The sequence below is a fragment of the Lactobacillus sp. W8174 genome (genome assembly GCF_016100975.1).
Lineage (GTDB): Bacteria > Bacillota > Bacilli > Lactobacillales > Lactobacillaceae > Lactobacillus > Lactobacillus juensis.
Genome location: NZ_JACFRN010000007.1, coordinates 16,117 through 41,514, shown reverse-complemented (window position 1 = coordinate 41,514; position 25,398 = coordinate 16,117). Strand labels below are relative to the sequence as shown.

At 33.5% G+C, this 25,398-nt stretch carries 28 protein-coding genes and 2 pseudogenes; 5 read left to right on the top strand and 25 right to left on the bottom strand.

What is annotated here, in order from left to right; translation table 11 throughout:
- Positions 1-21: 21 nt before the first annotated feature.
- From H3U49_RS09380 to H3U49_RS09355, 6 genes are all read right to left on the bottom strand, one after another.
- Entirely contained in the window at positions 22-450 is a 429-nt protein-coding gene (locus tag H3U49_RS09380) for a PTS sugar transporter subunit IIA (protein ID WP_198181112.1), read from the bottom strand.
- Between the two features lie 11 nt (positions 451-461).
- Positions 462-1,277, bottom strand: coding sequence for a PTS system mannose/fructose/sorbose family transporter subunit IID (locus H3U49_RS09375; protein ID WP_034980604.1), 816 nt, complete (start codon positions 1,275-1,277; stop codon positions 462-464).
- Positions 1,267-2,049 carry a PTS sugar transporter subunit IIC gene (locus H3U49_RS09370; protein ID WP_034980601.1) on the bottom strand — a complete coding sequence of 261 codons (783 nt, stop codon included), beginning with the start codon at positions 2,047-2,049 and terminating at the stop codon, positions 1,267-1,269. The genes H3U49_RS09375 and H3U49_RS09370 overlap by 11 nt, the downstream gene beginning before the upstream one ends.
- Positions 2,050-2,051: 2 nt before the next feature.
- Positions 2,052-2,561, bottom strand: coding sequence for a PTS sugar transporter subunit IIB (locus H3U49_RS09365; protein ID WP_034980599.1), 510 nt, complete (start codon positions 2,559-2,561; stop codon positions 2,052-2,054).
- A gap of 15 nt (positions 2,562-2,576) precedes the next feature.
- The gene (locus H3U49_RS09360; RefSeq protein WP_198181111.1) at positions 2,577-3,755 is read right to left on the bottom strand and encodes a glycoside hydrolase family 88 protein; all 1,179 of its coding nucleotides are present in this window, start codon (positions 3,753-3,755) and stop codon (positions 2,577-2,579) included.
- A 92-nt stretch (positions 3,756-3,847) separates the two neighbouring features.
- On the bottom strand, positions 3,848-4,600 hold the full coding sequence (locus H3U49_RS09355; protein ID WP_198181110.1) for an IclR family transcriptional regulator: 753 nt from the start codon (positions 4,598-4,600) through the stop codon (positions 3,848-3,850).
- Positions 4,601-4,700: 100 nt separating this feature from the next.
- Between H3U49_RS09355 and H3U49_RS09350 the strand changes: the two genes are divergently transcribed.
- Positions 4,701-5,357: a bifunctional 2-keto-4-hydroxyglutarate aldolase/2-keto-3-deoxy-6-phosphogluconate aldolase gene (locus H3U49_RS09350; protein WP_198181109.1), complete on the top strand. Its 657-nt coding sequence runs from the start codon at positions 4,701-4,703 to the stop codon at positions 5,355-5,357.
- 319 nt (positions 5,358-5,676) lie between these two features.
- Here H3U49_RS09350 and lacB read toward each other — a convergent pair whose 3' ends face one another.
- The 6 genes from lacB to H3U49_RS09320 all read right to left on the bottom strand — a co-directional run bounded on the left by lacB (position 5,677) and on the right by H3U49_RS09320 (position 10,240).
- On the bottom strand, positions 5,677-6,195 hold the full coding sequence (lacB, locus tag H3U49_RS09345; protein WP_198181168.1) for a galactose-6-phosphate isomerase subunit LacB: 519 nt from the start codon (positions 6,193-6,195) through the stop codon (positions 5,677-5,679).
- Between the two features lie 69 nt (positions 6,196-6,264).
- Positions 6,265-6,693 (bottom strand): galactose-6-phosphate isomerase subunit LacA, encoded by a 429-nt coding sequence (gene lacA, locus H3U49_RS09340; protein WP_045927617.1) that lies wholly within the window; start codon positions 6,691-6,693, stop codon positions 6,265-6,267.
- 22 nt (positions 6,694-6,715) lie between these two features.
- Positions 6,716-7,471 carry a DeoR/GlpR family DNA-binding transcription regulator gene (locus tag H3U49_RS09335; RefSeq protein WP_198181108.1) on the bottom strand — a complete coding sequence of 252 codons (756 nt, stop codon included), beginning with the start codon at positions 7,469-7,471 and terminating at the stop codon, positions 6,716-6,718.
- 299 nt (positions 7,472-7,770) lie between these two features.
- Positions 7,771-8,700 carry a phosphate/phosphite/phosphonate ABC transporter substrate-binding protein gene (gene phnD / locus H3U49_RS09330; RefSeq protein WP_046331650.1) on the bottom strand — a complete coding sequence of 310 codons (930 nt, stop codon included), beginning with the start codon at positions 8,698-8,700 and terminating at the stop codon, positions 7,771-7,773.
- Between the two features lie 311 nt (positions 8,701-9,011).
- A complete protein-coding gene (locus tag H3U49_RS09325; RefSeq protein WP_198181107.1) occupies positions 9,012-9,800 on the bottom strand; it encodes a PTS sugar transporter subunit IIC in 789 nt (262 codons plus the stop codon).
- A 14-nt stretch (positions 9,801-9,814) separates the two neighbouring features.
- Positions 9,815-10,240, bottom strand: coding sequence for a PTS sugar transporter subunit IIA (locus H3U49_RS09320; protein WP_198181106.1), 426 nt, complete (start codon positions 10,238-10,240; stop codon positions 9,815-9,817).
- A gap of 171 nt (positions 10,241-10,411) precedes the next feature.
- Between H3U49_RS09320 and H3U49_RS09315 the strand changes: the two genes are divergently transcribed.
- A complete protein-coding gene (locus tag H3U49_RS09315) occupies positions 10,412-11,131 on the top strand; it encodes a GntR family transcriptional regulator (protein ID WP_198181105.1) in 720 nt (239 codons plus the stop codon).
- Positions 11,131-11,904, top strand: coding sequence for a GntR family transcriptional regulator (locus H3U49_RS09310; RefSeq protein WP_198181104.1), 774 nt, complete (start codon positions 11,131-11,133; stop codon positions 11,902-11,904). Before H3U49_RS09315 ends, H3U49_RS09310 begins: the two co-directional genes overlap by 1 nt.
- 68 nt (positions 11,905-11,972) lie before the next feature.
- Here H3U49_RS09310 and H3U49_RS09305 read toward each other — a convergent pair whose 3' ends face one another.
- From H3U49_RS09305 to H3U49_RS09275, 7 genes are all read right to left on the bottom strand, one after another.
- Entirely contained in the window at positions 11,973-12,992 is a 1,020-nt protein-coding gene (locus tag H3U49_RS09305; protein WP_198181103.1) for an SIS domain-containing protein, read from the bottom strand.
- Positions 12,993-13,010: 18 nt separating this feature from the next.
- Complete coding sequence (locus H3U49_RS09300) at positions 13,011-13,844, bottom strand: PTS system mannose/fructose/sorbose family transporter subunit IID (protein ID WP_198181102.1); 834 nt, start codon at positions 13,842-13,844, stop codon at positions 13,011-13,013.
- Positions 13,834-14,631, bottom strand: a complete 798-nt coding sequence (locus H3U49_RS09295; RefSeq protein WP_046331647.1) for a PTS sugar transporter subunit IIC — start codon at positions 14,629-14,631, stop codon at positions 13,834-13,836. The genes H3U49_RS09300 and H3U49_RS09295 overlap by 11 nt, the downstream gene beginning before the upstream one ends.
- Positions 14,632-14,634: 3 nt before the next feature.
- Positions 14,635-15,111: a PTS sugar transporter subunit IIB gene (locus H3U49_RS09290; RefSeq protein WP_045927611.1), complete on the bottom strand. Its 477-nt coding sequence runs from the start codon at positions 15,109-15,111 to the stop codon at positions 14,635-14,637.
- Between the two features lie 21 nt (positions 15,112-15,132).
- Positions 15,133-16,251 (bottom strand): SIS domain-containing protein, encoded by a 1,119-nt coding sequence (locus H3U49_RS09285; protein ID WP_198181101.1) that lies wholly within the window; start codon positions 16,249-16,251, stop codon positions 15,133-15,135.
- A gap of 472 nt (positions 16,252-16,723) precedes the next feature.
- Positions 16,724-18,124 (bottom strand): zinc ribbon domain-containing protein, encoded by a 1,401-nt coding sequence (locus H3U49_RS09280; RefSeq protein ID WP_198181100.1) that lies wholly within the window; start codon positions 18,122-18,124, stop codon positions 16,724-16,726.
- 14 nt (positions 18,125-18,138) lie between these two features.
- Entirely contained in the window at positions 18,139-18,990 is an 852-nt protein-coding gene (locus tag H3U49_RS09275; protein WP_198181099.1) for a zinc ribbon domain-containing protein, read from the bottom strand.
- Positions 18,991-19,299: 309 nt separating this feature from the next.
- Between H3U49_RS09275 and H3U49_RS09270 the strand changes: the two genes are divergently transcribed.
- Both H3U49_RS09270 and H3U49_RS09265 read left to right on the top strand, forming a co-directional pair.
- Positions 19,300-20,262: a D-2-hydroxyacid dehydrogenase gene (locus H3U49_RS09270; protein ID WP_198181098.1), complete on the top strand. Its 963-nt coding sequence runs from the start codon at positions 19,300-19,302 to the stop codon at positions 20,260-20,262.
- Between the two features lie 131 nt (positions 20,263-20,393).
- On the top strand, positions 20,394-21,158 hold the full coding sequence (locus H3U49_RS09265; protein ID WP_198181097.1) for a MerR family transcriptional regulator: 765 nt from the start codon (positions 20,394-20,396) through the stop codon (positions 21,156-21,158).
- 125 nt (positions 21,159-21,283) lie between these two features.
- Here H3U49_RS09265 and H3U49_RS09260 read toward each other — a convergent pair whose 3' ends face one another.
- The 6 genes and pseudogenes from H3U49_RS09260 to H3U49_RS09235 form a co-directional block, all read right to left on the bottom strand.
- Positions 21,284-22,024: a BspA family leucine-rich repeat surface protein gene (locus tag H3U49_RS09260; RefSeq protein ID WP_198181096.1), complete on the bottom strand. Its 741-nt coding sequence runs from the start codon at positions 22,022-22,024 to the stop codon at positions 21,284-21,286.
- 117 nt (positions 22,025-22,141) lie between these two features.
- A complete protein-coding gene (locus tag H3U49_RS09255) occupies positions 22,142-22,894 on the bottom strand; it encodes a hypothetical protein (RefSeq protein ID WP_198181095.1) in 753 nt (250 codons plus the stop codon).
- A 38-nt stretch (positions 22,895-22,932) separates the two neighbouring features.
- Positions 22,933-23,643 carry a uracil-DNA glycosylase family protein gene (locus H3U49_RS09250; protein WP_198181094.1) on the bottom strand — a complete coding sequence of 237 codons (711 nt, stop codon included), beginning with the start codon at positions 23,641-23,643 and terminating at the stop codon, positions 22,933-22,935.
- Between the two features lie 433 nt (positions 23,644-24,076).
- Complete coding sequence (locus H3U49_RS09245; protein WP_198181093.1) at positions 24,077-24,370, bottom strand: HigA family addiction module antitoxin; 294 nt, start codon at positions 24,368-24,370, stop codon at positions 24,077-24,079.
- Positions 24,371-24,386: 16 nt separating this feature from the next.
- A pseudogene (locus tag H3U49_RS09240) lies at positions 24,387-24,671 on the bottom strand (type II toxin-antitoxin system RelE/ParE family toxin).
- A gap of 232 nt (positions 24,672-24,903) precedes the next feature.
- Positions 24,904-25,319: pseudogene (locus tag H3U49_RS09235) on the bottom strand (replication protein); the annotation flags it as partial.
- Positions 25,320-25,398 lie beyond the last annotated feature (79 nt).

The window sequence follows — 25,398 nt, the reverse complement described above, 5'->3', positions numbered from 1 at the left end:
AATGTTAATCCACGACACTTTTTAGCACTCTTTTTCTAAATCTTTTCGACAAGTAATTTCTTTCATTAAAGATTTTGATTCAGTAATTACATGCATAATTACTTCATCAATGTTTTGAGTAGTTAGCTGATCAGACATATTTTTAAGATATATATCTAAGACTAAATTTAATGAAACTCCAGCAACGACACACTTATTTTTATCGTTTTGCAACAAAATCTTTTTAGCGACGATTTGATATGGAGCTCCCCCAATCATATCAGCAAAAAATATCACATTATCATGTGCTTTAAGATATTGATCAATATCTTTCTCAAATTGTTCATGAGTTGTTTCTTCGTTCAAATTAAAACATGCGATTCTGTCACAAGTTCCAGCAATTAATTTAACAGCTGACCTTATTCCAGAAGGAAAATTACCATGTCCTATGATACATACATCATATTTCATAATTATTTACCTCAAGGAACTAATATGCCCATAGCAGAAAGTGCTATTCCCAAGACTAATAGTAAAAGAATAATCTTATAAACCGTCCACTTTTTCTTAGTAATCAGCCAATAAACAAAGTAAATTAACAACACTGGCAATAAATACGGCATAATTTTATCTAAAAATGCCTGAACTGTGACTAATTGCGTCTTTCCTTTAATTACAGCGGAATATTTAAGTCCCAGATTCACTTTTACGAATGAAACAGATAATCCTGCTATAACAGTTAAACCAATTGTACTGGCAATATCAGCAATGACAGCCATTTTGTCACTCAAAGTATCAATGATACTTGTACCGACTTTCCAACCTAAATAGCCCATTAAGCATCTAACACCAAATGTAATTCCAAATAAACAGGCGAAGAACATTAATGGTGCATAAATGATACCTTGTAAAGCAAGTGAAGCAAAAATAGTAGAAAACAGTGGAGCTAAAGCAAACTGTGATAGTGCATCACCGATACCAGCTAAAGGTCCCATCAATGCCATCTTAATAGCTTGAACATCATTTTCGCTTTGACCGCTATCATACATAGCCAGCATTATGCTAGTAACAAAGGGATAAGGCTGTGGATTGGTATTATAAAATTCCAAGTTGGAAATAGCTACTCGCTTGAATTCTTGCTCATCATCTTGATAAATCTTATGTAATTCTGGCCAAATTGACTTTAAAACACCTGTTCCTTGCATATTTCCATAATTTTGAACATTTTGTAAATAATATGATCTTAAAACAGAGATGGCATAATCTTTTTTTGTTAGAACTGGTTTTCTAGATGCCATTTTCTACACCTCCATTGCTTTGTTTCTGATTATTATTTCCAGACTTCTTACGATTGTAATAATTGTTAAATGCTAATGCTACACCTACAAACGCAAGTCCAATAACTGGCATCTTGAGGTAAGCAACACAAATATATCCAAAAATAATTGCAGGAATGTATTCTTTTTTAAGCATGGTACTCATAATAAGTGCAAAACCGACAGCGGGAAGTAATCCACCTACAACGGTTAAGCCATTCATTAGCCACTGTGGAATCATCATTACAAATGCTCTTAAAGCTGAGGTACTTAATGTTGCTGTGAGACCAAACAAGAAAGCAAATAACATAAATTCCCACAAAGTTAAATTAGACATAATATTGAATTTGTGATATTTTCCTTCGCTAACAGCTTTTTTGGCAGAAGCCATAGAACCTGAATTAATAGTAAATATCAAAGTGATAATAAATGGTACCAACATAGCGAATGGATACGATAAAGTTAAAGCTGCACTAGGCGATAACTTGTGCATAGATATTGCTAAAATTGAACCAACAATACCTGGTCCAAGTGGGTTAGGTGGTGTTGAGCCTCCGGGTCCCACGCCAAAACCCATAAAGGCTAATTCAGCCGTGGCTCCAAAAATAACCGCAGTTTTTAAGTCACCTAAAATAAGACCAACACCAAAAGAAATAAATAAAGCCCTGTTAGTATATGTACCCCAAACTTGTCCCGCAAAACAAAATGCGGCCCATAAACCTACGAGTATTGCTTGCCAAACAGTAAAGTTCATAATTATTCTCCTTTCCATTCATCTACGTATTTATTCAAATTAAAATCTGACCCAACTTCGTTTCCAATAGGAGTAACACGAGTATTAAAATCAATATGATATTTATCGCGCATTGTTTTAAGGGCTGCCATATCTTGATGGTCTACCGAGATATAATTTGTGATTTTAGTTTTACCATCTTTAAAATGGATATTTCCTACATTTAATTTCTTAATTGGTACGCCTCCTTCTATTAGCTTTAACGTATCAGCAGCAGTTTTAACAATTATAAAAATTGATTGTTGAGGGGCTGCTTTAAAAATCTTGTCGATAGTTTCCGCAATTGTAAAAAATCTAACTCCAATCGAGTCTGGTAATAGTGACTTCATTAAAGTTTGCTGAATTGAACTCTTTGCAACCTCATCATTAGCAACTATGACCAAATTGACCCCTAAATTAGAAATCCATAATCTACCTTGACCATGAATTAATCTCTCATCCAAACGAACGGCAACAATATTAGGATTTGTCATTTAATTCGCCTTTTTCTACCAAAATACTTTCCAATCTTCATAAAATCTCATAAGTGCTTCAAAATAAAAGTAATCTCCCCAAATATTTCCTTCATCAACTCCTTTACCTGAATGCCAAGAGTACACACCATGATCCAATAATGGTGCGCCCGGTTTCAGATCTTTATTTGCATAATTATCAATCAAAGATCTCATCATTTTGTGCAGCAATATCACATATTTTTGCTTATAACTAAAAGATTCAGGTAAATTTTTTAGCATTTCAGCAATTCCACAAATTGCGATAGCACCCGAAGAGGAATCTTTAGGTTGATTATCACCATCATTGAAAATCAAATCCCAATATGGAATAAAATCAGCTGGTAATCTATTCAAAAAATAATTAGTTACGCCAGTAAAGATCTTAAAATCTTTATGATTATGACGATATTTGTAATGAAGTGGAATACCATATACAGCCCAAGCCTGACCTCTAGCCCAACTTGAGTCATTGCTATAACCTTGTTTAGTCATACCCTTTAGTGGCTTACCACTTTTTCTGTCAAAAAAGTATGTGTGATATGTAGAACCATTGTCTCTAATAACGGTATTAATAACATTTCGATAATGCTGATCAGCAACTTCACCATACTTAGAATTCTGGGTAACTTGTTCTGCCCAATAAAGTAAAGGAATGTTCATTAATGAATCAATGATTAGTCTGTATTCTTTATCATCTTCTAAATCGCCCCAAGCTTGAATAAATCTGCCGTTGGGCTGAAATCTCGATAATAAACAGTCAGCAGCTTTTAAGGCAATTTCCTTTGCTTTTTTATTTCCAGTAATTTTGTACTCACTAACTACTGAAGTTGAGTATAAAAAACCTAAATCATGGTGATTGACAGCAACTTTTTTATTAATTCTGTCTGCAAAAGAAGTAACATTTTTTTCTGCAATTTTTTTATAACCCGGTTCTTTAGTATGCTGATAAGCTAACCATAAAATTCCTGTCCAAAAGCCATTAGTCCATTCAGTATTACTAATTCTCTTGTACACCCCTTTAGTAGCGGCTGGTGCAGGAAAAAGATCATCAAAAAATTCAATGTTCAATTTAATTTGCTTTAATGCCTGGTCTATTGCTTTTTCGATTTCTTTTTTAGTTAAAAAAATTTCATAAATAGCATTATCATTTTTTCTGGTTAAGTCTTCATACATCGTCTTTTCCTTTCCATATAAGAAATTAAATTTCTTATTTATTCAAGCAAATAAAATATAATACAATGTAAGCGATTTTACAAGTACTTTTTTTAAATTATTTGATTAATTTGATCAACTGTTGATTTTACAAGCTTTTTTAAATCACTAAGTAACAATTCATCTAAACGATACTTCGGCGTACTTACACTTATCGCTCCAAAGACTTTACCATATTTCTGAATTGCGGCTCCGACACAAACAACCCCCGCCTGATTTTCTTGATTATCAATAGCATAGCCTTCATCTTGAACTGCAGCAATTTGTTTTTTTAATTCAGCAATACTAGTGATTGTATTAGGAGTACAAGGTCTTAATTCAACACTAGAGAAGTACTGATCTAATTCTATTTCCGTTTTCGTTGCCAAAATTGCTTTACCCATTGAAGAAGAATAGAGTTCGAGAGTTCCACCAACTTTAGAATTTAAGTTAACCGGTTGTGGACTATCAATTTTTTTAAGTAAAACTATTTGATCATGTTCTTCAATTCCCAAATTTACTGTCTCACTTGTTACTTTATTTAATTCAGTCAAATATGGTTCAGCAATAGTGACTATATCAAAGCTGCTCATTGCTCTACTCCCATATCCAATTAAATTCGTACCTAACGAATATTTTTTTTCAGATTTATCTTTTCTCACAAAATTTATGTAGTCCAAAGTATTCAATATTTTAAATGTTGTTGGCTTGGGTATAGCCGCTGCGCTGGATATTTGTTCCAAAGTTAAACTATTTTCTGATGCAGAAAGCACGTCCATTATTCTTTTTGCTTTTAAAAGGACAGTACCATAAAGTTTATCTGCCATAATTTATTTCCTTTCTTGATTAAAAAAACTGTAAGCGTTATACTCAAATTGAATTTATCATTTGTAATTATAATTTATTATTTGGAAACGAGAAGACAAAATGGATAAAAAAATAGATATTTTAAAATTAATTAATCAAAATTTCTTAGTTGCGGTTGTTAGAGGAGCTTCCGCTGAAGAGGCTTATAATGATGCCATCGCATGTATTGCTGGCGGCATCAAAACAATCGAACTCACCTATACCGTTCCCTCGGCTGATAGTGTAATCAAAAAATTAAAAGAAAAATACCAGAGCCATAATGATATCATAATAGGTGCTGGAACAATCTTGGATGAAGTTTCAACACGCTTGGCTATTTTAGCTGGTGCTGATTTTATTGTTGGTCCAAATTTCAACAAAAAAATTGCCTTAATTTCCAATTTATACCAAAGACCATATATTCCTGGATGCATGACCACAACAGAAATAACCACTGCCTTGTCCTATGGATCAGATATTGTCAAGGTATTTCCTGGTAATGTGCTAGGTACTGAATTTGTCAAAAGTATTTTAGGCCCAATTCCTAATGCCAACTTAATGCCTACTGGAGGCGTTGATATGAATAATATTTCAGATTGGGTAGAAGCAGGTGTTGCAGCAGTAGGGATAGGCAGTAATCTCGTGGGGCCAGGTAAAGATGGCAATTTTGATCTAGTTAAAGAAAATGCCCAAAAGTATGTTTCTAAATTAAAATCCAATAACCCAGTTAAATTATAAATCATTTTTAAGAACATTAATATTTAAACTAGTCAGTAACAATGAAATTATTAACTATTATATTTCTGACTTACTTTTCTAAATTGTAATTTGCAACATTAAATTATTTGTTACAAAGACAAAGGCTAATAAGATCATGTTATCAAAAACTTAATCTTACTAGCCTTTTTAAATAAAATTTTTATTAAGACACGATCACTCAAAGTAATATTTATAATAATTTGTTATTTTTGAGATATTAAAAAGCCATGATTTTACAATCATGGCTTTAATGTGCGATTAAAATTTTAATTCTTTATTTTTATATTATTTAGCTGTCTTAGTCGTGATATACGCCTTCAGCCCACTTCTTATTTTCTTCATCAAAGAAGTGTACGTTATCCTTTTGATCAGGATTTGGTTTGGCAATACCGTCTATTTTGGCAATTAACTCTTGTCTTTCTGGAGTAGACTCATATTTGGCATTTAAGAAAGAATCAACAATGTCAAAAATAAAGTCACGTCCTAAAACGATACCACCAAAACCAAGGATATTGGCATTCAACTCGCGCCGAGCATATTCAGCTTGAGCAACATCTCCAACCATTGCTGCACGAACGCCCTCGTTTTTATCTGCAGCGGTAGAAATACCGATACCAGTACCACAAAGGACAATACCTAAATCGGCACGACCATCAGCAACATCTTCAGCAACACGTTTACCGTAAATTGGATAGTGGGTTCTGGTATTATCATGAGTACCTTCATCAATGACCTGATATCCCTCTTCTTTTAAATGATCAGAAATAGCCATTTTAACAGAAGTAACGATATGATCATTACCTAAAGCAATGACCATATGCTTATCATTTTTAGGATCAACAAACTCGGGTTGTGGTCTATCATTATCTAGCATTAGTAAGCCTCCTTAAATCATTTCTTCAAGCATATTTAAACGCACTTGATGGCGGCCGCCAGCATATTCAGTATCCAAATAATGTTGCACGATTGAATAAGCCAGTTTTTCGCCTACAATACCGCTACCTAAAGCAATAGCTTTTGCACCATTGTGCATAGCAGTCATATGTGCAGTTCTTTCTTCATTAACATTTGCGGTAACCATGCCTTTAACCTTATTTGACGCCATGGCAGACCCTACGCCGTATTCGTCAAACATAATGGCTTTTTTAATGCCATTGTCTAATACTTCATGAGTTACCTTTAAACTAGATTCAACAAAATCCTCAGCGGGTTCCGGAGTAACATCCAAAACATCATAGTGATGTGCCTTCAGGTAATCTTTTACTTTTTCTTTTAAGGTAAAACCTGCCTTGTCACTACCAATGACAACCTTCATAGCCAAATCTCCTCTCAAAAAACTATTTATAAATAGTCGTAAATTGACTGTAATGCTTTTCCAACTCAGGCTCAATTCCCCGATTAGTAATTAAACCATCTACATTGCGCAAATCATAAAATTGGTGAAAATCACTATGATCCAATTTAGTATAATCAGCTGCCACAAATTTTATTTGCGAATGATTCAGTCCAATACCTTCGGTTTGACCTTCTTCTAAGTTAGCAGTTGTTAAAGAAGTATCTTTAATGCCATTAACACCGACAAAACCAACAGAAAATGACATAGTTTTTAACTCGTTATTGGCCAAAGCACCTACAAAAGCACCGCTGATTCTTCTGTAAGAACCGCCAACCATAATTAAATCGTAATCATTCATATTATTTTTGGCAGCTTCAAATACAGGCAATGAATTAGTAACAATGCGTAAATGTTTAACTTTGAGATTAGCCACCAGTAATTCTAACGTCGTCCCTGGTCCAACATAAATCGAATCATTTTCATGAATTAAATTACAAGCTCTCTTTGCTACTTCATATTTTTCTTTACTATGGATTTCACGTTTTTGCTGATAACTTTTTTCAGTTCGAGTTTGATCAGACAATAATTGCGCGCCACCGTGAACACGTAAAATCTTACTTGCCTTGTGGAGCTCATTCAGATCTCGCCTGATCGTCATATCAGAAACTTTTAAAGCTTGTGCTAATTCGTCTACTGTGACAAATTTCTGTGTTTTTACAACTTGTAAAATAGTTTTCAGTCTTTCACTCTTTAACATTAGTAACCTACTTCTTAAACTAGATTATGCAACTAACTTAGTTCATTTTAATTATAGCTGTTCTCTTTTGTTTGTCAATGTTTGAAACTGTTCGATAACTTGATATAAACTTAAAAAGTTGCTTTTTAATTAAAATCATTAAAACAATCTTTTCCTTTTTGCTAAAGCAATAATTGCAAATTATTATAAAAATTTATTCCTAACTATTTTAATTCTATATTATTTTAACCACAAAAAATGCACCTTTTCCTGTTCAAACAACAAAAGATGCACTTTATAGTAATTATTTATAAGCTTAATTACTTTTTAATTGACTCAGCAATTTTTTCATATTTACGAACAGTGTCATAGTCACTATCTTTAGCTTTGACATATCCTTCATGTGAATAAACGCGTTCGATTACTTTTCTACCTTCTTTAGATTTACCAATAGCAATAAATGCATTAGCTAACTTTTCCCGGAAGGATTTTGACAAACTCGGAATGACAGAAATAGTATCATTAGGAATTTCTGTTGTGTAATAAATTGGCACTACTTGCGATTTAATCTTAGGGTTGTCTTTAATAACATTATTACGGGCATCCTCAAAAACAAAGGCTGCATCAGTATCTTTATTTAAAACATTTAGAACCGCCTGATCATGTCCAGTTGTAGTAACCAGCTTGCAGCTACGAGGAACATCCAGTCCCTTTTGCTTTAATTCGGCAACTGGGAAAATATAACCAGAAGTTGAGGTTGGGCTTTGAATTGAAATTTTCTTACCTTTAAGATCCCTCCAGCTCTTAATACCAGAGTCTTTTCTAACTAGAATTTCGGAATGGAAAGTATGAACTAACTTTTTAGTCCAGTTACCATCTGGTCTAGTTAAACCAAAACGCTCTGACTGTAATAAAACATCAGCTGCATGCTGTTTATGTGCTTGGACATAGTCATCACCTGGTAAAAAACCGACATCTATTTTTTTGGATTTCATTGCTTCTACCAGTGCATTACCACTTGTTGAAACTGAAACGTGGACTGGAATGCCCAGACGCTTTGATAGCATTTTTTCTAATGGTTTGGCCTTAGTCTCCAGAGTATTAGCAGAAACGCTCGGTACGAACTGCACGTTGAGAGACTTTGGTGTACCGCTATCAGCTTGTTTTTTAGCTGAGTTAGAGCACCCAGCAAGTAAAGCAGTGCCCAAAACTGCAATAGCACCAACTAAAAACTTCTTAAATTTTGGCATGATTTCCTCCTGATCTGGAAATATAGCAATCAAAAAAGACTTAGCATTTCACGTTGCGTGATATGCTAAGTCCATTAATGATCATATTAAAAAACAGCAACAACAGATTGTTCAGATAAGAAAGCCGCACTTCCCCCATAGCAAATTGCTCAAAATTTTGAGTTAACACATGCATATGGAGTAATCTACCTCTCTTTCTTGGTCTAAGAAAATAATAGCACAATATTGAGAGTAATTACAGTAGTTTTATTCTCAAAAAATGTTATTTTATTCATTTAAAATAAGAAAGCGCTTTCCAAATAAATTAAAAGCTAAAATTCATCGAAACCATCATCATTCTCTTCTTCTACATCTATATTAGCTTTTTTATTTTTACCCTGATCAAATAAAATATACATGATGGCAGCCATAATTACTGCAAAGATAGCTACTCCAGTAGTGGAAATTTTACTATATGCCACCAGGAAGAAGCCTAAAAAGAAGAAAGCTACAACTTTTTTATTCATCATCATTTGAGCCAGCATTGCAAAACCGAGTAACGGAAGCAAACCAGCTGCTATATTCATTCCTGTTTGCACAAACGGTGGAATAATGTTTAATAATTTTGCTACTGTTGCTGAACCAAAATAAAAAGCTAGTGGATTGAAAATAATTCCTGGCCAATTTTGTGCCCAGCCTGATAGCAACATGTCTCGCGTTATCGCGCGCGTATCTCCTTTATCTGCATCTTTATCACAGCGGTGAATTAATAGTAACATCACGGGCTGTCCGACAGCAGTATTAAGTGCCAACATTACCGTTGCAATTGGAATTCCTAAAGTTAATGCAGCCGCCGCATTAGCATGCGACTCAATTGCTAAGGAAATCCCTAAAACCGTTCCAGCTATTAAATCAGGAGGATTATATGCTCCAATTGAGACTGCACCAATCATGGCAAGTTCAAGCGTTGCTCCCATGACAATGCCATCTTGCAAATTTCCTAGAACTAGGCCAACCAAGGGACCTAAAATTATAGGTCTTTGCAAATAGCTGGTTCCTAATAACCATTCTGAATATCCTAGAAAATTAATCAAAAATATTAGTATTGTTTTTACAATCATTTTATCCACACTATTTAAAAACTATCAAAATCATCTAGTGCATTCTTAGACGTTTCAGTGTTTAAATTATCAAAATTCACAATTCCTTCTTTAGCAGCCTCTATACTTTTATTTATAACTTCAGAAACATTTGTTTCATTGGAAGTTAAAAACTGCAGTAAAAAAGGTAAATTAATACCAGCTACCAGATGCAATCTATCACTAGAAGCAACAATTTTCTGTAAATCAGTATTTACACTACCACCAGCAATATCAGTTCCAAAAACTATGTCGCCTTTATTATTATTAATAATTGTCTGAACAGCTTTGGGAAAATCTTTACATTCTGGTGTATAGGCACATATTGCGAATAAATCACTCCGCTTTCCCATAATAAATTCTGTAGACATTTTTAATCCTTTTGCAAAATATCCGTGTGTTGCAATTACAAATTTTGTCATTATTTCCTCCAAAATATTGGTATAATTACTAGACCAATTTTTCTTTTTGCTATACCATTAAAATATCATTATCTATGCACCTAATCTGAAAAAATATTCTTCAGAATTGCTATCACTTCAGTGTTAAGCTAATATTAAGTTATCTAATATTGACAAGAAAGAGCTATTAAAATGTTCAATATCATAAATAAAAGCGAACTAATTGCCAAAGACATCAGGTTCCAAATTTCAAATAAAATTTACACTCACTATTTGCCTTCCGAAAGGAAGTTAGCAGATAAATATTCAGTTTCCCGAAATACAATTAGAGAGGCGCTGGAAATTTTAAAAAACAAAGGGATCATTTCTTTAATTGCTAATGATTATATTATTAATCAACCAAAAGAAGATTTAGATTGGCTAGAATTTTTTGGCAAGAAAACTCATCATATTATTCGTAATTATATTGTTAAGAATGAAGTTTTTGAAGCTAACAAAAAGATTGCTCAAAAACTAGAAGTTCCACTTGCTACACAAATTCGTTTACTAGTTTATAAACGAACTGCAAATGAACAACAAAATAATATAATTTTATCAATTGATTACATATATGCTCCAGAAAAACTAGCCAAAAATTTACCTTTAAAGCGACTACAAGAATGTTCTTTTTGGAATTTACTGGCTAAAAAATATCAAGGTAAAAAATTAAAAGAGTACCAAAGTTTATCAATTGAATCAGTAAATTTTGAAGATGCTAATTTATTAGATGTTCCCGTTAGGAGTAAAATTCTACAGCGCTCATCCAAAGTTTTTATTGATAATGAAATTATTTACTTTGTATCAAAGAAAATTCCGTCCAATTCACTATTAGTGTCAATAGATAATAATTTAAAGAAAGAAAAAGAAAAATAATGAATAATCTTTATCATGCCCCTCTTTATATTCAAATAGAGGATTTGCTTGAGAAAAAAATTCTTAGTAAAAAGTATTTACCTGGATCTAAAATACCGAGTGAACGCGACTTAGCAAGACAATACGGTGTAAATCGCATGACTGTCAAAAAAGCTATAGATTCATTGAAAAAAAAGGGATTGCTCTATCGCAAACAAGGTAGTGGCACATTTGTTACATCAGTAACTCCAGATAAAGAAAATGTATATTTTAATTTGGCTTTTACTGATAAAAATTCTAATTCAGGAATTTCTGAATTGCTAACCAAAAATGGTATTCACTTTTCTAATGAAGTTGTTGGTACTGATCTCATTAGCGGCAACGCTTTTTTTAATGAAAAACTTAAATTAAATGACGAAAGTAAGGTCTTTGCCTTACATCGAATTCGAGAAATTAAAGAACGACCTTTTGCTATAGAATATAACTACTTACCTGCTAAATTATTTCCGGATGCATCACAAGTCGATTTTAAGAATGTAAGTCTCTATGACTATATGGACTCTAAAAAACATAAACCCGTACATTTTTCCCAATTTATTCAAGTTATTCCAGCTTTAACAAAAGAAGCCAGATTGTTAAAAATTAAAAAAGGAGACCTTCTTTATTACATCATTTATTATGGCTTTGATGAACAAAATAATGCAGTTGAATATACGGAAAGTTATCTAATTTCAGAAGAATTAAATCTACAATTTACTCTTGGTGGTATTTTAGGTGAAAAAGAAACCTATTAAGTATAGCTACATAGACTTGCTAAAAAATCGTAAAAAGATTATGACTTTTTACGATTTTTTCTTTTGCTTTAATAATCAAATTGACGATAGTAGCGACGGAAATTAAGGTCATGACCAGTATATTGTTGATACCATGATGCTAAACGATCAGTTAAAAGCGATGTTATAATCATTGGCGAGCAAATTTGCCTAAAATCATCATCAATTCCTTCAAATACAAAGTCTTTAGTATCAAAGACTTCAAAACTATTTGTATGTTTTGGCAAAAAGCGCTCTACTCGTTCATCTAACGCACGATATTCGTCTTCGCCTTTGATTAAGTATACTGGCAAAGTATCATCAACTAATTCTAATGCACCATGGAAAAAGTCAGCTGAAGTAACAGGGCGTGTGCGAACCCATTGCATTTCTTCTAAGATACACATTGAAAACATGCATGTTTCACCCCACAGCATCCCTGAGCCCACAGTCATAGTTAATGGGGCATTGTAATATTTACGCGCAATACTCTGCGCTCTTGGCTCAAATTCTTCTCTGAATCTTAAGAGGTTAGGATAAAGTTGTTTCATTTGATTTGTCCAGCGGTCGTAATCTTTATAGTAACCCCAATTTTGATAGATACGTAAAGTTAGCATAAAGTACATTAAATAGGCATTTTCACATTCAGCTAGTGAACCATTAATTGATTCTTTTAACAATTTTCCTAAGGCAGATTCTGGATTTTTGGTAAAACCATAAACATCAATTCCTTTTTGATTGCAGTATTTCACCGCTGCTACAATTTCTTTGGTATCACCTGAATCCGAAGAAGTAAGAACCAAAGACTTATTAGTGAGATAGTTAATATCCTTTTTAACCAATAATTCACCAGCATTTTCCAAGTAAACTGGAAAATCAGACAAATGATGCAAGTATTCTGCAACTGGATACCATTCCATCCATGTTCCACCGATACCAATCATCACAATGTTTTGATACTCTTTTTTAGATAATTTATCGGCTAATTTCTCGATATTTTCTCTTTGAGCATATACATCTTTACCATTTTGCAAATATTTTTCTACATCAAAATTTTTCATTATTGTCATTTTATTCTCCTTTTAAATCTAAGCTCCTAGGATCTTGAAGTATGCTGCCGCTATACTTACCACCAAAATAATAAACATAATTAGCAACGGATTAAGCTTCTTCTTGAGCATCCAATAAGTTACACCAAATAGAGCAAGAGTAGCAATTCCAGGGAAAATGCCATCTAATAGGGACTGCACTGTTGATGCACTCTTGCCAACACCAATCTTGGTAATGAAATTAACACTGACCATTTCTTGAGTCATTGCACCTACAACCATCATTCCGATCATTGAGGCATATTTGGTGATCTTATCCATCAGTCCTGAATTTTCGACATTATTAATTACATTCGACCCCAAACTATAGCCTAAAAATGTACCATAATATCTCATAATGTAATGTGGAACATTGAATACTAAGAAAAATAGTATTGGCCCTAAAATACTGCCTTTAAGAGCTAATGTTGTTCCAATACCTGTTGCTAAAACTCTGAGAGTACCCCAGAAAAATGAATCACCAATACCGGATAGTGGACCCATCAAGGCTAATTTAACCGCTGAAATAGAAGTCTCATCAAAATCTTCATTGCTAGCATTGGCTTCTTCCATTGCCACAGAAATTCCAAGTGGTAAAGTCACAATATATGGCGTCATATTGTATAATTCCAAGTTACGTTTTAAAGCATGAATGAATTTATCCTTTTGGGGATATAATTTTTTCAAAATAGGCATTATTGCCCAAGCAAAGCCAACATTTCCCATTCGCTCATAATTCCAAGAATGTTCATACGGAATACTGCGCCAAAATAATTTAACTAAATCGGATTTGTTTATTTTCTTATCATATTTAGGTTTAATATTAAAACTCATCGAAACCATCACCTTCCTGTTCTACACTTGGTTGAGCATCTTTACCCTTTTGACTCTTATCATCTCTATCAAAGAAAACGTACATTATGGCAGCCATTATTACTGCAAAAATAGCTACACCGGTAGTTGATATTTTGCCGTATGCTACTAAGAAAAAGCCGAAGAAAAAGAAAGCTATCACCTTTTTGTTCATCATCATTTGTGCTAGCATTGCAAAACCCAAGAGTGGTAATAGTCCTGCAGCAACGTTCATTCCATCTTGGACAAACTGAGGTATTATATTAAGCAACTTTGCCACGGTTGAAGAACCAAAGTAAAATGCTAAAGGTATGAAAACCAGTCCGGGCCAGTCTTGAATATAACCAGCAATTAGCATATTTCGCGTAAGTGCTTTCGTATTACCCTTTTCTGCAGCACTATCACAGCGGTGAATGAAAGCCAACATTAAGGGTTGACCAGTTGCAAGTCCTAAAGCCTGCATAATGGCAGCGATTGGAATGCCCAGTGTTAGTGCTGCACCTGGAGCGGCATGGGTCTCAATAGCTAAAGAAATACCAATTATTGAGCCAGAAACCAAATCAGGTGGATCATAAGCACCAATTGAAACCGCACCGATCATTGCAAGTTCAAGAGTTGCTCCCATAATTATTCCACTTTGCAAATCACCTAAAACTAGTCCCACTAAAGGGCCGAGAATGATTGGTCTTTGCAAATAACTAGTTCCAAGCAACCATTCTGAATATCCCAATAATCCAACAAGAAAAATTAAAAAAGTTTTTAGTATCAATTTTTACACCTCCTTTAAAAACTTTTTAGCATCGATTTTGTTTTCAGTCGGTACCATTTGAATAAAAAGCTCAACTCCTTGATCTACCAGTTTTTGCATTATTTCTACATCTTCATGATCAATAAAAATACTCTTAGTCACTTGCTTTTTACTATCTTTAAACGGCATATTGCCCAAATTAATTGCTTTTTCACCGATAGCCTCAACAAGTTTGGCCGCAATTGGTAGAGTTTCACATATGACAAACAGCTTATATTTATCTGTAATCCCACTTTTTATTTGCTCAATAGCCTCATCACAAGTTTTAATAACTACTTTAGTTCCAGCTGGCTTTGCTAATCTCAACGCCTTCATGCGTAGCGGATCTTTTTTAACAGTATCACTTACTAGAAGTAATGCGTCTGCGCCTAAAGCTTGCGTCCATGAAAAAGCAACCTGGCCATGCAGCAGCCTATAGTCAACACGAATCATCTTAATCATTTTTAAGCCTCCTAAGCTAATTTAACTTTTATGATCTGAATCCCACTTTTGCTTGATATTTTTGATTTCTTCGTCATAATCATCTGTTTTAATTGCAATTTTTTGATCAAACTTATCAAAATAAGGATGTGTAGCCCAAGCCTGAAGCTCGTCAGTCATTTTTGCTGCCACTAATTGCACTACTGGCAATGAATAATAGGGTTCAAAAAACCAGTTATTCACAGCTTGGGTTTTCAAGATTCTATGATCTTTTTCCAAATGATTTGAGCTAGTAATAAAAAACACATTTGGCGTTATTTCTTTTAATGCTTCAAAAACTTCTGAGAATCTAGTTTTCCCAGAAACAGGCATATCATCAATTAAAAAGACGGTATGATTTGGCGTTAATTGCATATCCGGCCCATGAAGAAATTCTTCCAGTTCGTAATACATTGCAGGTCTTTTTAGCGTTTCTTGAAATTTAAGAGCTCCTTCTTTTGCAACTCCATAATTGGGTCCATTACCACAGAAAAAAGTAGGGTTTTTCATTGAAAGGGCAAAATAATTATTTTGAATAAATTTTTCTGTTTCCGCCATCAACTCCTTTTGATATGAAATAATTTGCTGTAGTTGCTTATAAAAGTCTTCTTTTTGTTGTGAATCTAGAATGCTAATTTCACAGCCCAATAACAAAAAGAACTCGACAAGTGTTTGTACGCCGACAGTTACATAATCCACGTACTCATTACCAGGTCCATAATCAAAAATTTCTTGTGAGTATTTGCTCATTTGACTATCAAGATTGCCAGTTAAAGAAACTGCAAATATGTCGTTTTTTTGTAAATACTGCAAGCAATTAATGATATTGGTCGAAGAGCCACTCTGTGACACAACAATAATAAATGTACTTTCCTGAGCTGCAATGCCAAATTGCATAACATATTCCGGTGTATGAAGATACACCGGCTTTTTTGTCATCTCTTGCAACGAATCCTGAATCATTGCTAAAGCATTATAAGAAGAACCCGAAGCAATTAAGGTAATACTCAAATATTTCTTTTTTAAAAACAGATTTGCTACTCCGCTAATTAACTCATCCCTTTTTTGAAAATTCTCACCTAATTTTTCAGATGAATATTTCACATAATCCTGCATTCGCATTTTCAGCATCTCCTAAGTGGTTTCTTATATATACCATTTATTAATTTAACTATACCACTATCAACTTCTTTTGCAAGCGGTTTCTAAAAATAATGTTTTAGAGTCAATTCTTTTTAAAATGGGAAAGAAATTTGGGTCAAAATAAAAAAGACTGCTAAAAGTCGTAAGAAAACGCTGGTTTATCAGTCTTGAAATTGAAAATATTAAACTAAATACCCCCGCTTGCTTTAAAAATGCCGTCAAATACTTAAATTATTTCTGAAACACCCACTATATTTAGAATCATTGCAATTTTGTACAGATTGAATATGATTCAGTAACTTTATCGCAGATAATTAATAAGTCTATATGAATCATACGTGACCACACTCCTTCTGGTAACTTGTGTAGTTTGCGTTTTAAGCCATAAAAAAACCTCCAAATTTTTTCAAATTTGGAGGTGCTATCAAAAAATTCACTTTTAAAAACAATATTAATTATCGTATTTTTTATCACTAATTATTTTGCCGTTGCCAATTGACTTAATCTTTTGACTGCTGTCATCGCTGTCGCCAGTTTGTTTGAAAAGTCCGCCAGTGTATAGCATCACTTGCTTATGTTCAAAATCATCGTGTTCAAAAGTGTAAGTAATCTTGTAAGTTACGCTGCTACAATTATTTGGCGCTGGAGTAATCGAAACTACAGAACATTCCATATTATATTCATTGATATCGTCATCCTTATCAAAACCGGAATTTTGAGAATGTAGTTCCTGATAGCCTTTATTTTCAGCACCACCAACAAAGTCATCTTCATCTGGGGAAGTAAAATCATTTTCTAAAAGCTCCTCAGCATCATCTTTACTAATTAAGCCAGGCCATTCGGGTTTAATGACATTACTGTTGCTATCATCGTCATCTTCAAAGCCCATATCGTCATAATTAACAGACTCTGATTTGATAGATTTACCATCAACTTTAGTAACCACATAGATCTTCATATCATCAGTTACAGGGTAATCTTTAAACACTTTCGTGCCCCTTTTATCAAGATTGCCTACTTTTTTATCATTAATGTAAATCGTGGCAGAAGGGATACTTTTAATCATGAAATTAACAGTTTTAATATTCATGTTAATTTCTTTATTAGAAAAAATAGTGGTACTTTTATCGGCCGATAACTGGTGACCAGACGCAATGGATTTTACTTCAATGTGGTATTTACCCGGAAATAAAGGAGCAATTTTTTTATAATAGTCCTCCCCACTGCCGTCAACGCCACCAAATTTTTTATTGTTGACATAAATAGTAGAATTGGCGTGATTCGTTCTAATCTGCGGTGTATAAGTCTTTAATTGCAAACAATATTTGGGAAATAAAAGTAAATAACGACCGCTTTGGACCAAGCTGACATTTTCATATTCATTACCGTATTTAAAAGCATCAGCCATTTTATCTGCTTCAACGTAGTGTTCCGCATAATATTCCTGAGTTGGCTTTAGAGCTGCCGTTGTCACACGGGCATTAGGATTTTCAGAAACTACGAATTGAGCTAAATCAGAATGAGGATTTTTCAAACTGGCTGCAATCTGATTAATTTGATTATTTCTTTGATAATGATTAGAACCCCAAGCATAGAATGCCGCAAATGCAACAATCAAAACTCCCAAGCAGATTAGCAAGACCTTATTTCTTTTTTTCATGGGATGATGGACTGAGCTCGCCGTGGCTTGTGTCTGATTGACAACTGGCTGCGCGGCAGTATTTTTCTGCTGACTGCGATATTCTTTTCTACTATGCAGGGTCTGAGGTAATTTTTGACCACAGTTAGGGCAAAATTCCGCATTCGGCTTTACCTCTTTACCACAATTAGGACAAAATTTTTTATCATTCATTTCCTTCACTCTATCTACATTGAACCATTTTGCATTGACATAATTTGATTGATGATTGAATGGACCATGGAACTATAAATAATTGAATCTAAAATCATCAGACACACAAAGATAATGGCAAAAGCAATTAAGAAGCCCAAAATTTTATCATGCACTGCTCCCTGATCGCCAAATAATATAATATGCTGGCTAGCAAAGAATAAAGCTAGCATTATAATAAATACGGCTATCACAAATTTAATACTATTTAGCCCTAAAAGCATTAGTAAAAAGAATGCAGCAGAAATAAGCAGATTGAAGTTGCAGGCATGGGCACCACGATTGATAAACTCAAAAAAGCTCAGGTTTCTGTCATAGACATACCGATAACCAGCATAAAAGCCGCCAATGACTATTGCTTCAAATATCACCAGCACCACAAATATTTCCAGCATAACGTTAAAGGGAACATGAAAATTCTCCCAGCCATTAATGTTGGCTCCCATGCGATTGGCCCAGTTAATGAGGGTACTTACTATAGTATTGGCACAATAATATAGACCCAATACAACAAAAGCATCTTCAATCAAAATGGTCAACCAACCATACCAGCTTGCTACATTAGGACTACTGGTGCCTGGATTGCGCCAGGAATCAACACACCATTGCCAGTAATTTTGAAATTGATCTCCGTAATTAATTGACTCACTTGCAGCTGCAGGCTGAGATTCAGTTTGTTTTGACTTTACTTGGGCAGTGTTTTCAACTAGATTAGTAGGTGCCTCTTCTACTTTTTGTACACTAACATTGCGCAAATCATAACCGCAAGACGTACAAAAATTGACGTCTTTTCCCATTATGGCGCCACATTGTGGACATTTTTTCATTGATAACTCCTTCTTAATTCCACTATTTTAGATATTTATTTACTACTTTAATTTTATACCACTATTTATGGACTATTGCATAGCATAAAATCTATGAAGAAATAACATACTACCACTATTTAATTTGCTCATTGCTAGTAATTGTAAGATATTACTAAAATGCATAATACAGAGTAATTTTAAAATTATTTATGAACACTGTCAAATGCTCTTTTAATCACCATCTTACTGCAATCTTATAATATATAGTTACGCCGGCAATATGTAGTAAACTATAAGGTATAGATATATTATATGTGAGGTTGAATTATGAAAATCGTTAATTTAGATAGTTATGCCTTAAATCCAGGAGACCTAGATTGGTCACCTCTTGAAAAACTAGGTGAATGCACCTTTTACGATCGTACCCCAGTGGACGACGATGATGAAATTTTAAAGCGGATTGGGGATGCTGAAATTGTTTTGACTAACAAAACGCCACTTGACAAACATGTGCTTGAGGCCGCTCCCAACGTTAAATACATTGGCGTGACTGCTACCGGTTACAATATTGTCGATACGACTGCAGCTCGTGAAGCTGGCATACCTGTTACTAACATCCCTACTTATGGTACTGATGCCGTTGCCCAATTTACTTTTGCATTGCTACTTGAAATTACCAGTCAAGTCGGTTTACATAACAAATTAGTCCATGAAGGTCGCTGGAGCAGCAATCCTGATTTTACTTTTTGGGCAAAACCGTTAATGGAACTAAACGGTAAAACTTTAGGACTTATTGGTTTCGGTCATATAGCAAAAAAAGTGGCAGAAATTGGTCATGCCTTTTCTATGAATGTAATTTTTTGGAACCATCGTCCGAAATCAGATTTACCTGATTACGTTAAGCAGGTTGAACTTGATCAACTTTATCAAAAAGCAGATATCGTCAGTTTACACGTACCACAAACACCGGCAACAACTGAAATGATAAATCAAGGAGCAATTAGTCAAATGAAAGATGGCGTCATTTTAATTAATACTGCTCGGGGCGGTTTAATTAATGAAAAAGAGGTCGCCGATGCTTTAAATGAAGGAAAGATTGCTGCAGCCGGAATTGATGTTGCACAAAAAGAACCAATTCCTGCTGACAGTCCACTTCTTTCTGCTAAGAACTGCTACATTACCCCTCATATTGCCTGGGCACCACGCGAAACCCGCAATCGTTTGCTGGGTATTGTCGTTGAAAATCTGCAGGCATTTCTAAAAGGTGAAAAATTAAACGTTGTAAATTAAATATCATAATCAAAAACCAGTAATCTTGATTGAGTTACTGGCTTTTTTATTCTCAAAAATCATTTTCCGTGCTTGACCTTGACGCTACGTCAACCAATATACTAAATTTTGCAAGTGAGGAGATTTTAAACATGTCGTATTCTATCAATGAACTAGCAAAACTAGCTGGCATTTCAACACGAACTTTACGCTATTACGATAAACAGGGACTTTTAAAAGCGCGCAGGAATCCCGAAAATAATTATCGCTATTATGAGGAAAGCGAAGTTGATCAATTGCAAAAAATTCTATTTTTAAAGCTATTTGACTTGCCACTGGAACAAATAAAACAGGTAATGCAGACTTCAACGGAAACTCAATATCAAGTTTTACGAAGTCAGCGGAGCAAACTAGTTGCGCAAGAGCAATATCTAGATGATTTGATTAGGAATTTAGACAAGACACTTGCAACAATGAAGGGAGAAACACAAATGACCGACACGGAAAAATTTGCCACATTAAAAAAAGAAATGATTAGCAAAAATGAAAAACAATACGGTAGGGAAATTAGGAAAAAATATGGTGACGCTCAAATAGATCTTAGTAATGAAAAGTTGAGTTCTTTATCTGCAGATGAATTAGCACATTTCAAAAAATTGTCCGCTGAAATTTTGACTGAATTAAAGAACTTTAATAAGACTGCTGATATCAAACAAGCTGCTGGCAAACATCTTTTTGACCTACATAAAGAATATTTACTGACAATTTGGCCTAAAGGCCAATATTCGGCAGAGGCCCACAAGAATCTCGCCCAAATGTATGTGTGTGACCTACGTTTTAGCAAATATTATGAAGAAGGCACGGGCAACCCTGACGCTGCAAAAATATTGAAAGCAATCATTGACTACTATGCCTGAGTGTCTTTAATCTATATAAACTTAATTGCAAAATAAAACCTTTCAAATACAAATTCGTTAAAAATTGTTTTGAAAGGTTTTTGTTTAAAAAGATTTTATATTATTATATCAACTTTATCTGTGATTTAATCGTCATCTTCATCATCAAAACCAATAATTTTTACTTTTGTGGTATCCAGGCCATCAAATGCATTGTCAGATATATTATCTCCCCAGCCTGTCAGATTAATTTCATTCAAAGATGTATCTCCAGAAAACATATTATTTGAGGAGTATACTGAACTCACATCCCAGCTACTTAGGTCAAGCCGGGTCAATTTTTTATCTTTGAAAAACATATAACTGATATCTCTAACAGTTCCTGTGTCTACCTTATCAAGACCAGTAATGTCCTGTAAATTATACAATCTGGCAAATAAATATGAAGAATAATCTGATAATGCTATATCGCTATCAATACTTATATGTTCAATATCAGTTGGTTTAAATATATTTCTTTTAGAAATATGTTTACCCGCATTATAAACCGTATCATAAATTGAGGTACTCCCTAGTACATCGCTATTTTCTCCTTCTTTAATATGCAATGTTTTAGTGCTAGGATCGAACTTCAAGATACAATCATTGTCTTGAGAGTATTTACTAATATTAATCTTTTTATTAACATTAGCAGTTTTATGGCTAGTTACCGACTTCTTAACCTTCTTCTTTGATTTTGCGCGTTTCTTCTTTTTGGCTTGAACATTTTGGACAAGATCTGTCTTCTCAGGAATCACATTAATAGCAACTCCACCCAAAATGCCTGCAATTGCAGAACTAACTAGCAACTTACTGGTGAATTTTTTGATATTATGATTAACTTTCATTTTTTCTTTCCTTCATAAAAAACTATTTCTTTAACCATAACTAATTTTATATCTTTTATGCATTTATTTTCAATAAGAAAAGACATAAAGCCAATTATTTCGTACCTAGTTTCACTCTCAATTGAAAGAATACAAATCTTTAAAATCATTCCGGCTCCACAACCACAATGGATTTTGCAAGTCGGTTGGCAGAAATTCAGTGCCCTGCAGTTCTTTTTTCCAAGCACTAATCACATAGGCTTGCACCTTAGTGCTTTCCATTTGTTCTTTAGTTATCAAGCCTAATTTGTAACTTGCTCTGATTACATGCCTGTCTGCAGCAATATAAATATTATTAGTGTTTTTTAAGGGAATTGCAGTGTATTTACTGAGAACATACAGCCAGTAATTGCAAAGCTTATTGCCAGACAAGTATGGAAACTTTTTCTTGGCATCTTTCTGCATGAAATGCCTTATTTTATTCACATCATTATCCAAGTTGTTAGCGAATTTAATAACACTACCATCAGAAAGCTCTGTAAACGTCTGACATAATTTAAGCCAAATATCTGTTTGCTTGTTCTTTTGCAAAGCAAGCCGATACTTAGTCAAAGCTTTTTGTACTGGATCATACCCAGCAGTAATAACTTTTGCCGGTAGAAAAACGAAACTAATTTCGGGATCTTCATACGTCTTCAAGGCACTTTCCCACAAAGTATAGGAATTTCTCTGATAGTTTAAGGCCATTGGCAGCGTGAAATAAAGCGCATTTTCATTGGAACTTGGATCTAAGTTGGGGTTGCTATCTTCAGGTAAAGTAGTATCACCTAAATCGCCATTTTGGTACATTTGATAAATTTTTCTTGCTTTTTTAAGAATTACATCTGACATAAATTGCTGACCTCACTTATTTTTTAAACTAACACTTATTATTTACACATCAAAGCACCCAAGTATTTATGCAAATATTTCTCTTTTTCTTCAGGATGATATTGTGTAATAAAACGCGGATGCTCAAGTGTAACTATTTTTTGAAAAAAGCGCCACTTTTTATTAATTTTGCTCAGTTCTTGATAATTTTGACTACTGCCTATGCAGTAACAAATAGAAGTATCAATTCCGAAGTTAATTTGCGCTTTAAGCGCAGAAATTATAAAAGAAGTTAGCATTTCTTCAACTCTCTTGTTTTCATAATAATTGCAATTTACTTGGTTACCCTTGGAATTGGTCTTGCAAATACCCAAGGGACAAACAAAATTGAGATAAAAATCATGATAAAACTTGAGCCTTCCACCGTATTTATCTATGACTTCATTTAAAAAATTAGAAGCTGCATTATTAACATGAAAATTTGCTATTGAGATTCCTGTTTCTTTTTGGAGATTGGAAGCATCTTCAAAAGGAACTCCTGTTATTGCAGAACCTCTTCTTGCAGGTGAACTGCCTAATATTAAGCGCCGCTTGTTATTGTCATTGAAATATTTGTGATAGAAAATTTGGATCATTTGTAAAACTTGTTTTTTATTTCTGCCACTATAAGGATTAATTATTTTATATGGTTCAGGTAAATTAATTTTTACATTACCTAATTCCTGATCAAATTGAAAAACTTTATCTGAAAAAGTTTGTTTTTGTTGCATAAATGCCAGCTATCCTATCAAGTTACAAAATTATATAAGCAAATTATAGTACATACGTTCGTAGCAATGCTAATTTTTTTAAGAAATTTAGTAGAAATGGAGGATGTGTCCTAAATTTGGGAGTAACATCACTAACTCACTCCAACTTTCTTTTTAATCAACTAATTTTTTTAATGTAAGTGATCTTAATCTAGAAAACCTTCTTTTGGCATAACATGGAAAGACATTGTAATTTCACCTGTTACTTTCAGTTATCTCGTCTAAACTGTTAACAGCTTAGCACAAGGATAAGTCATCAACAGGATAAATTATGGAACCAGAAAAAGACCATTCATTAACTTCAATCAAGTCATGAATGATCTTTTACTTTTAAGCATATCTATATGTATTGATGAATCTTTTTACGAAAAAATATTAAAAATCGTTTTCTTGATTAAGCAGATTGATACTTTTTAATTTGATCGTACTCTTTACCTTTTTTTGCCTTAGCATTACGAAAATCTATATCTTCCTGCAAATTCAGAAAATATTTGTCACTCATTCCAAATATCCTTCCTAATCTAATAGAAGTATCTACTGTTATTCCAATTCTGTCGTGCAATATATTTTGAATTCTTGAAGTTGGCACACCTATTAATTTTGCTAGCTTATATGCTGAAATTTGTAGTGGTTTCATAAATTCTTCCTTTAATATTTCTCCAATTGTGGGTGCTGAAATTTTAGTCATTTTATTAAACTCCTAATTAGTGATAATTAACAATTTCTACATTTGTAAAAATACTTTGCTTCTTAACAAAAAAGCAGATTCGCTATTCTTTATTAATTCTAATACTATACTGTCCGGCTCTATTACCACTCAAGCGTTCAAGATGATTAGCAGGTGGCACTCTTAAATCATTTAAATTATTAGCTGCATCTATCATCATCAATTTGCGTAAAGCTATTCGTTGTATTGACTCTGGCAATTTTTTGGAAAAGTTCCCATCATATATCTTCTCAGTCTCTTTATCTGCAAAATTACATATCATTCTTAATTCCTATATCTATTAAAATTATACATGTTCTTTGTGTACATGTCATTTATGTAGGTAAAATTTAATAATTGAAACAGTTTTTATTCTAACTTTATATACGCAAAACATTTCTAGATTATCATAAAGCTTTTATCTAATTAGCTATATTTATTCATATAAGTAAGAAATAAAAGTCGTTCAAATGCTGTCATATTATGACTTATTTGAAAGGCTTTGAATTATTTAAAATTAGCCCAAAAACAAAATCTTCTGGATCCTGATCAATTAAAAATTTTTCCAAATCAAATCCTGCGCCACTTTCAATGTCGTTAACATCATATGGTGTTTTATCAGGGTTATCTGCATGAGTAAAATAATCGTACATGCCCTTAGGCGACATTATTACCTCAACATGTGCTGGACCATTTAAAACACCTTTTACCATTTCAGATACTTGCGAATAGGTTTTAAATAGTCAAAGTGAAACGCCCCATGCTTATGAACTTTTTTAATTTCACCTGTTTTGGAATTAATATCCTTATCATGCCAAGGATTTAAAATAAATGGTATATGTAACCCTTCCAATTTATTAAAATAGTCTTTTGGAGCACTATCTTTATATAAAAGAAAAGCCCATTTACTTGATCTAATTTCTTTTTTCATTTAAATCAACCTCCTATTAATAAGGAGAAATAGTGCCATGATTCTCGGAATTTTTATATCTTTTTATGTTAATAGTTTT

What these genes read in the sequence shown, in the direction of transcription:
- H3U49_RS09380 (WP_198181112.1), bottom strand. Translation starts at nt 450, where the DNA reads ATGAAATATGATGTATGTATCATAGGACATGGTAATTTTCCTTCTGGA.
- H3U49_RS09375 (WP_034980604.1), bottom strand. Translation starts at nt 1,277, where the DNA reads ATGGCATCTAGAAAACCAGTTCTAACAAAAAAAGATTATGCCATCTCT.
- H3U49_RS09370 (WP_034980601.1), bottom strand. Translation starts at nt 2,049, where the DNA reads ATGAACTTTACTGTTTGGCAAGCAATACTCGTAGGTTTATGGGCCGCA.
- H3U49_RS09365 (WP_034980599.1), bottom strand. Translation starts at nt 2,561, where the DNA reads ATGACAAATCCTAATATTGTTGCCGTTCGTTTGGATGAGAGATTAATT.
- H3U49_RS09360 (WP_198181111.1), bottom strand. Translation starts at nt 3,755, where the DNA reads ATGTATGAAGACTTAACCAGAAAAAATGATAATGCTATTTATGAAATT.
- H3U49_RS09355 (WP_198181110.1), bottom strand. Translation starts at nt 4,600, where the DNA reads ATGGCAGATAAACTTTATGGTACTGTCCTTTTAAAAGCAAAAAGAATA.
- H3U49_RS09350 (WP_198181109.1), top strand. Translation starts at nt 4,701, where the DNA reads ATGGATAAAAAAATAGATATTTTAAAATTAATTAATCAAAATTTCTTA.
- lacB (WP_198181168.1), bottom strand. Translation starts at nt 6,195, where the DNA reads ATGGTCATTGCTTTAGGTAATGATCATATCGTTACTTCTGTTAAAATG.
- lacA (WP_045927617.1), bottom strand. Translation starts at nt 6,693, where the DNA reads ATGAAGGTTGTCATTGGTAGTGACAAGGCAGGTTTTACCTTAAAAGAA.
- H3U49_RS09335 (WP_198181108.1), bottom strand. Translation starts at nt 7,471, where the DNA reads ATGTTAAAGAGTGAAAGACTGAAAACTATTTTACAAGTTGTAAAAACA.
- phnD (WP_046331650.1), bottom strand. Translation starts at nt 8,700, where the DNA reads ATGCCAAAATTTAAGAAGTTTTTAGTTGGTGCTATTGCAGTTTTGGGC.
- H3U49_RS09325 (WP_198181107.1), bottom strand. Translation starts at nt 9,800, where the DNA reads ATGATTGTAAAAACAATACTAATATTTTTGATTAATTTTCTAGGATAT.
- H3U49_RS09320 (WP_198181106.1), bottom strand. Translation starts at nt 10,240, where the DNA reads ATGACAAAATTTGTAATTGCAACACACGGATATTTTGCAAAAGGATTA.
- H3U49_RS09315 (WP_198181105.1), top strand. Translation starts at nt 10,412, where the DNA reads ATGTTCAATATCATAAATAAAAGCGAACTAATTGCCAAAGACATCAGG.
- H3U49_RS09310 (WP_198181104.1), top strand. Translation starts at nt 11,131, where the DNA reads ATGAATAATCTTTATCATGCCCCTCTTTATATTCAAATAGAGGATTTG.
- H3U49_RS09305 (WP_198181103.1), bottom strand. Translation starts at nt 12,992, where the DNA reads ATGACAATAATGAAAAATTTTGATGTAGAAAAATATTTGCAAAATGGT.
- H3U49_RS09300 (WP_198181102.1), bottom strand. Translation starts at nt 13,844, where the DNA reads ATGAGTTTTAATATTAAACCTAAATATGATAAGAAAATAAACAAATCC.
- H3U49_RS09290 (WP_045927611.1), bottom strand. Translation starts at nt 15,111, where the DNA reads ATGATTAAGATGATTCGTGTTGACTATAGGCTGCTGCATGGCCAGGTT.
- H3U49_RS09285 (WP_198181101.1), bottom strand. Translation starts at nt 16,251, where the DNA reads ATGCGAATGCAGGATTATGTGAAATATTCATCTGAAAAATTAGGTGAG.
- H3U49_RS09280 (WP_198181100.1), bottom strand. Translation starts at nt 18,124, where the DNA reads ATGAATGATAAAAAATTTTGTCCTAATTGTGGTAAAGAGGTAAAGCCG.
- H3U49_RS09275 (WP_198181099.1), bottom strand. Translation starts at nt 18,990, where the DNA reads ATGAAAAAATGTCCACAATGTGGCGCCATAATGGGAAAAGACGTCAAT.
- H3U49_RS09270 (WP_198181098.1), top strand. Translation starts at nt 19,300, where the DNA reads ATGAAAATCGTTAATTTAGATAGTTATGCCTTAAATCCAGGAGACCTA.
- H3U49_RS09265 (WP_198181097.1), top strand. Translation starts at nt 20,394, where the DNA reads ATGTCGTATTCTATCAATGAACTAGCAAAACTAGCTGGCATTTCAACA.
- H3U49_RS09260 (WP_198181096.1), bottom strand. Translation starts at nt 22,024, where the DNA reads ATGAAAGTTAATCATAATATCAAAAAATTCACCAGTAAGTTGCTAGTT.
- H3U49_RS09255 (WP_198181095.1), bottom strand. Translation starts at nt 22,894, where the DNA reads ATGTCAGATGTAATTCTTAAAAAAGCAAGAAAAATTTATCAAATGTAC.
- H3U49_RS09250 (WP_198181094.1), bottom strand. Translation starts at nt 23,643, where the DNA reads ATGCAACAAAAACAAACTTTTTCAGATAAAGTTTTTCAATTTGATCAG.
- H3U49_RS09245 (WP_198181093.1), bottom strand. Translation starts at nt 24,370, where the DNA reads ATGACTAAAATTTCAGCACCCACAATTGGAGAAATATTAAAGGAAGAA.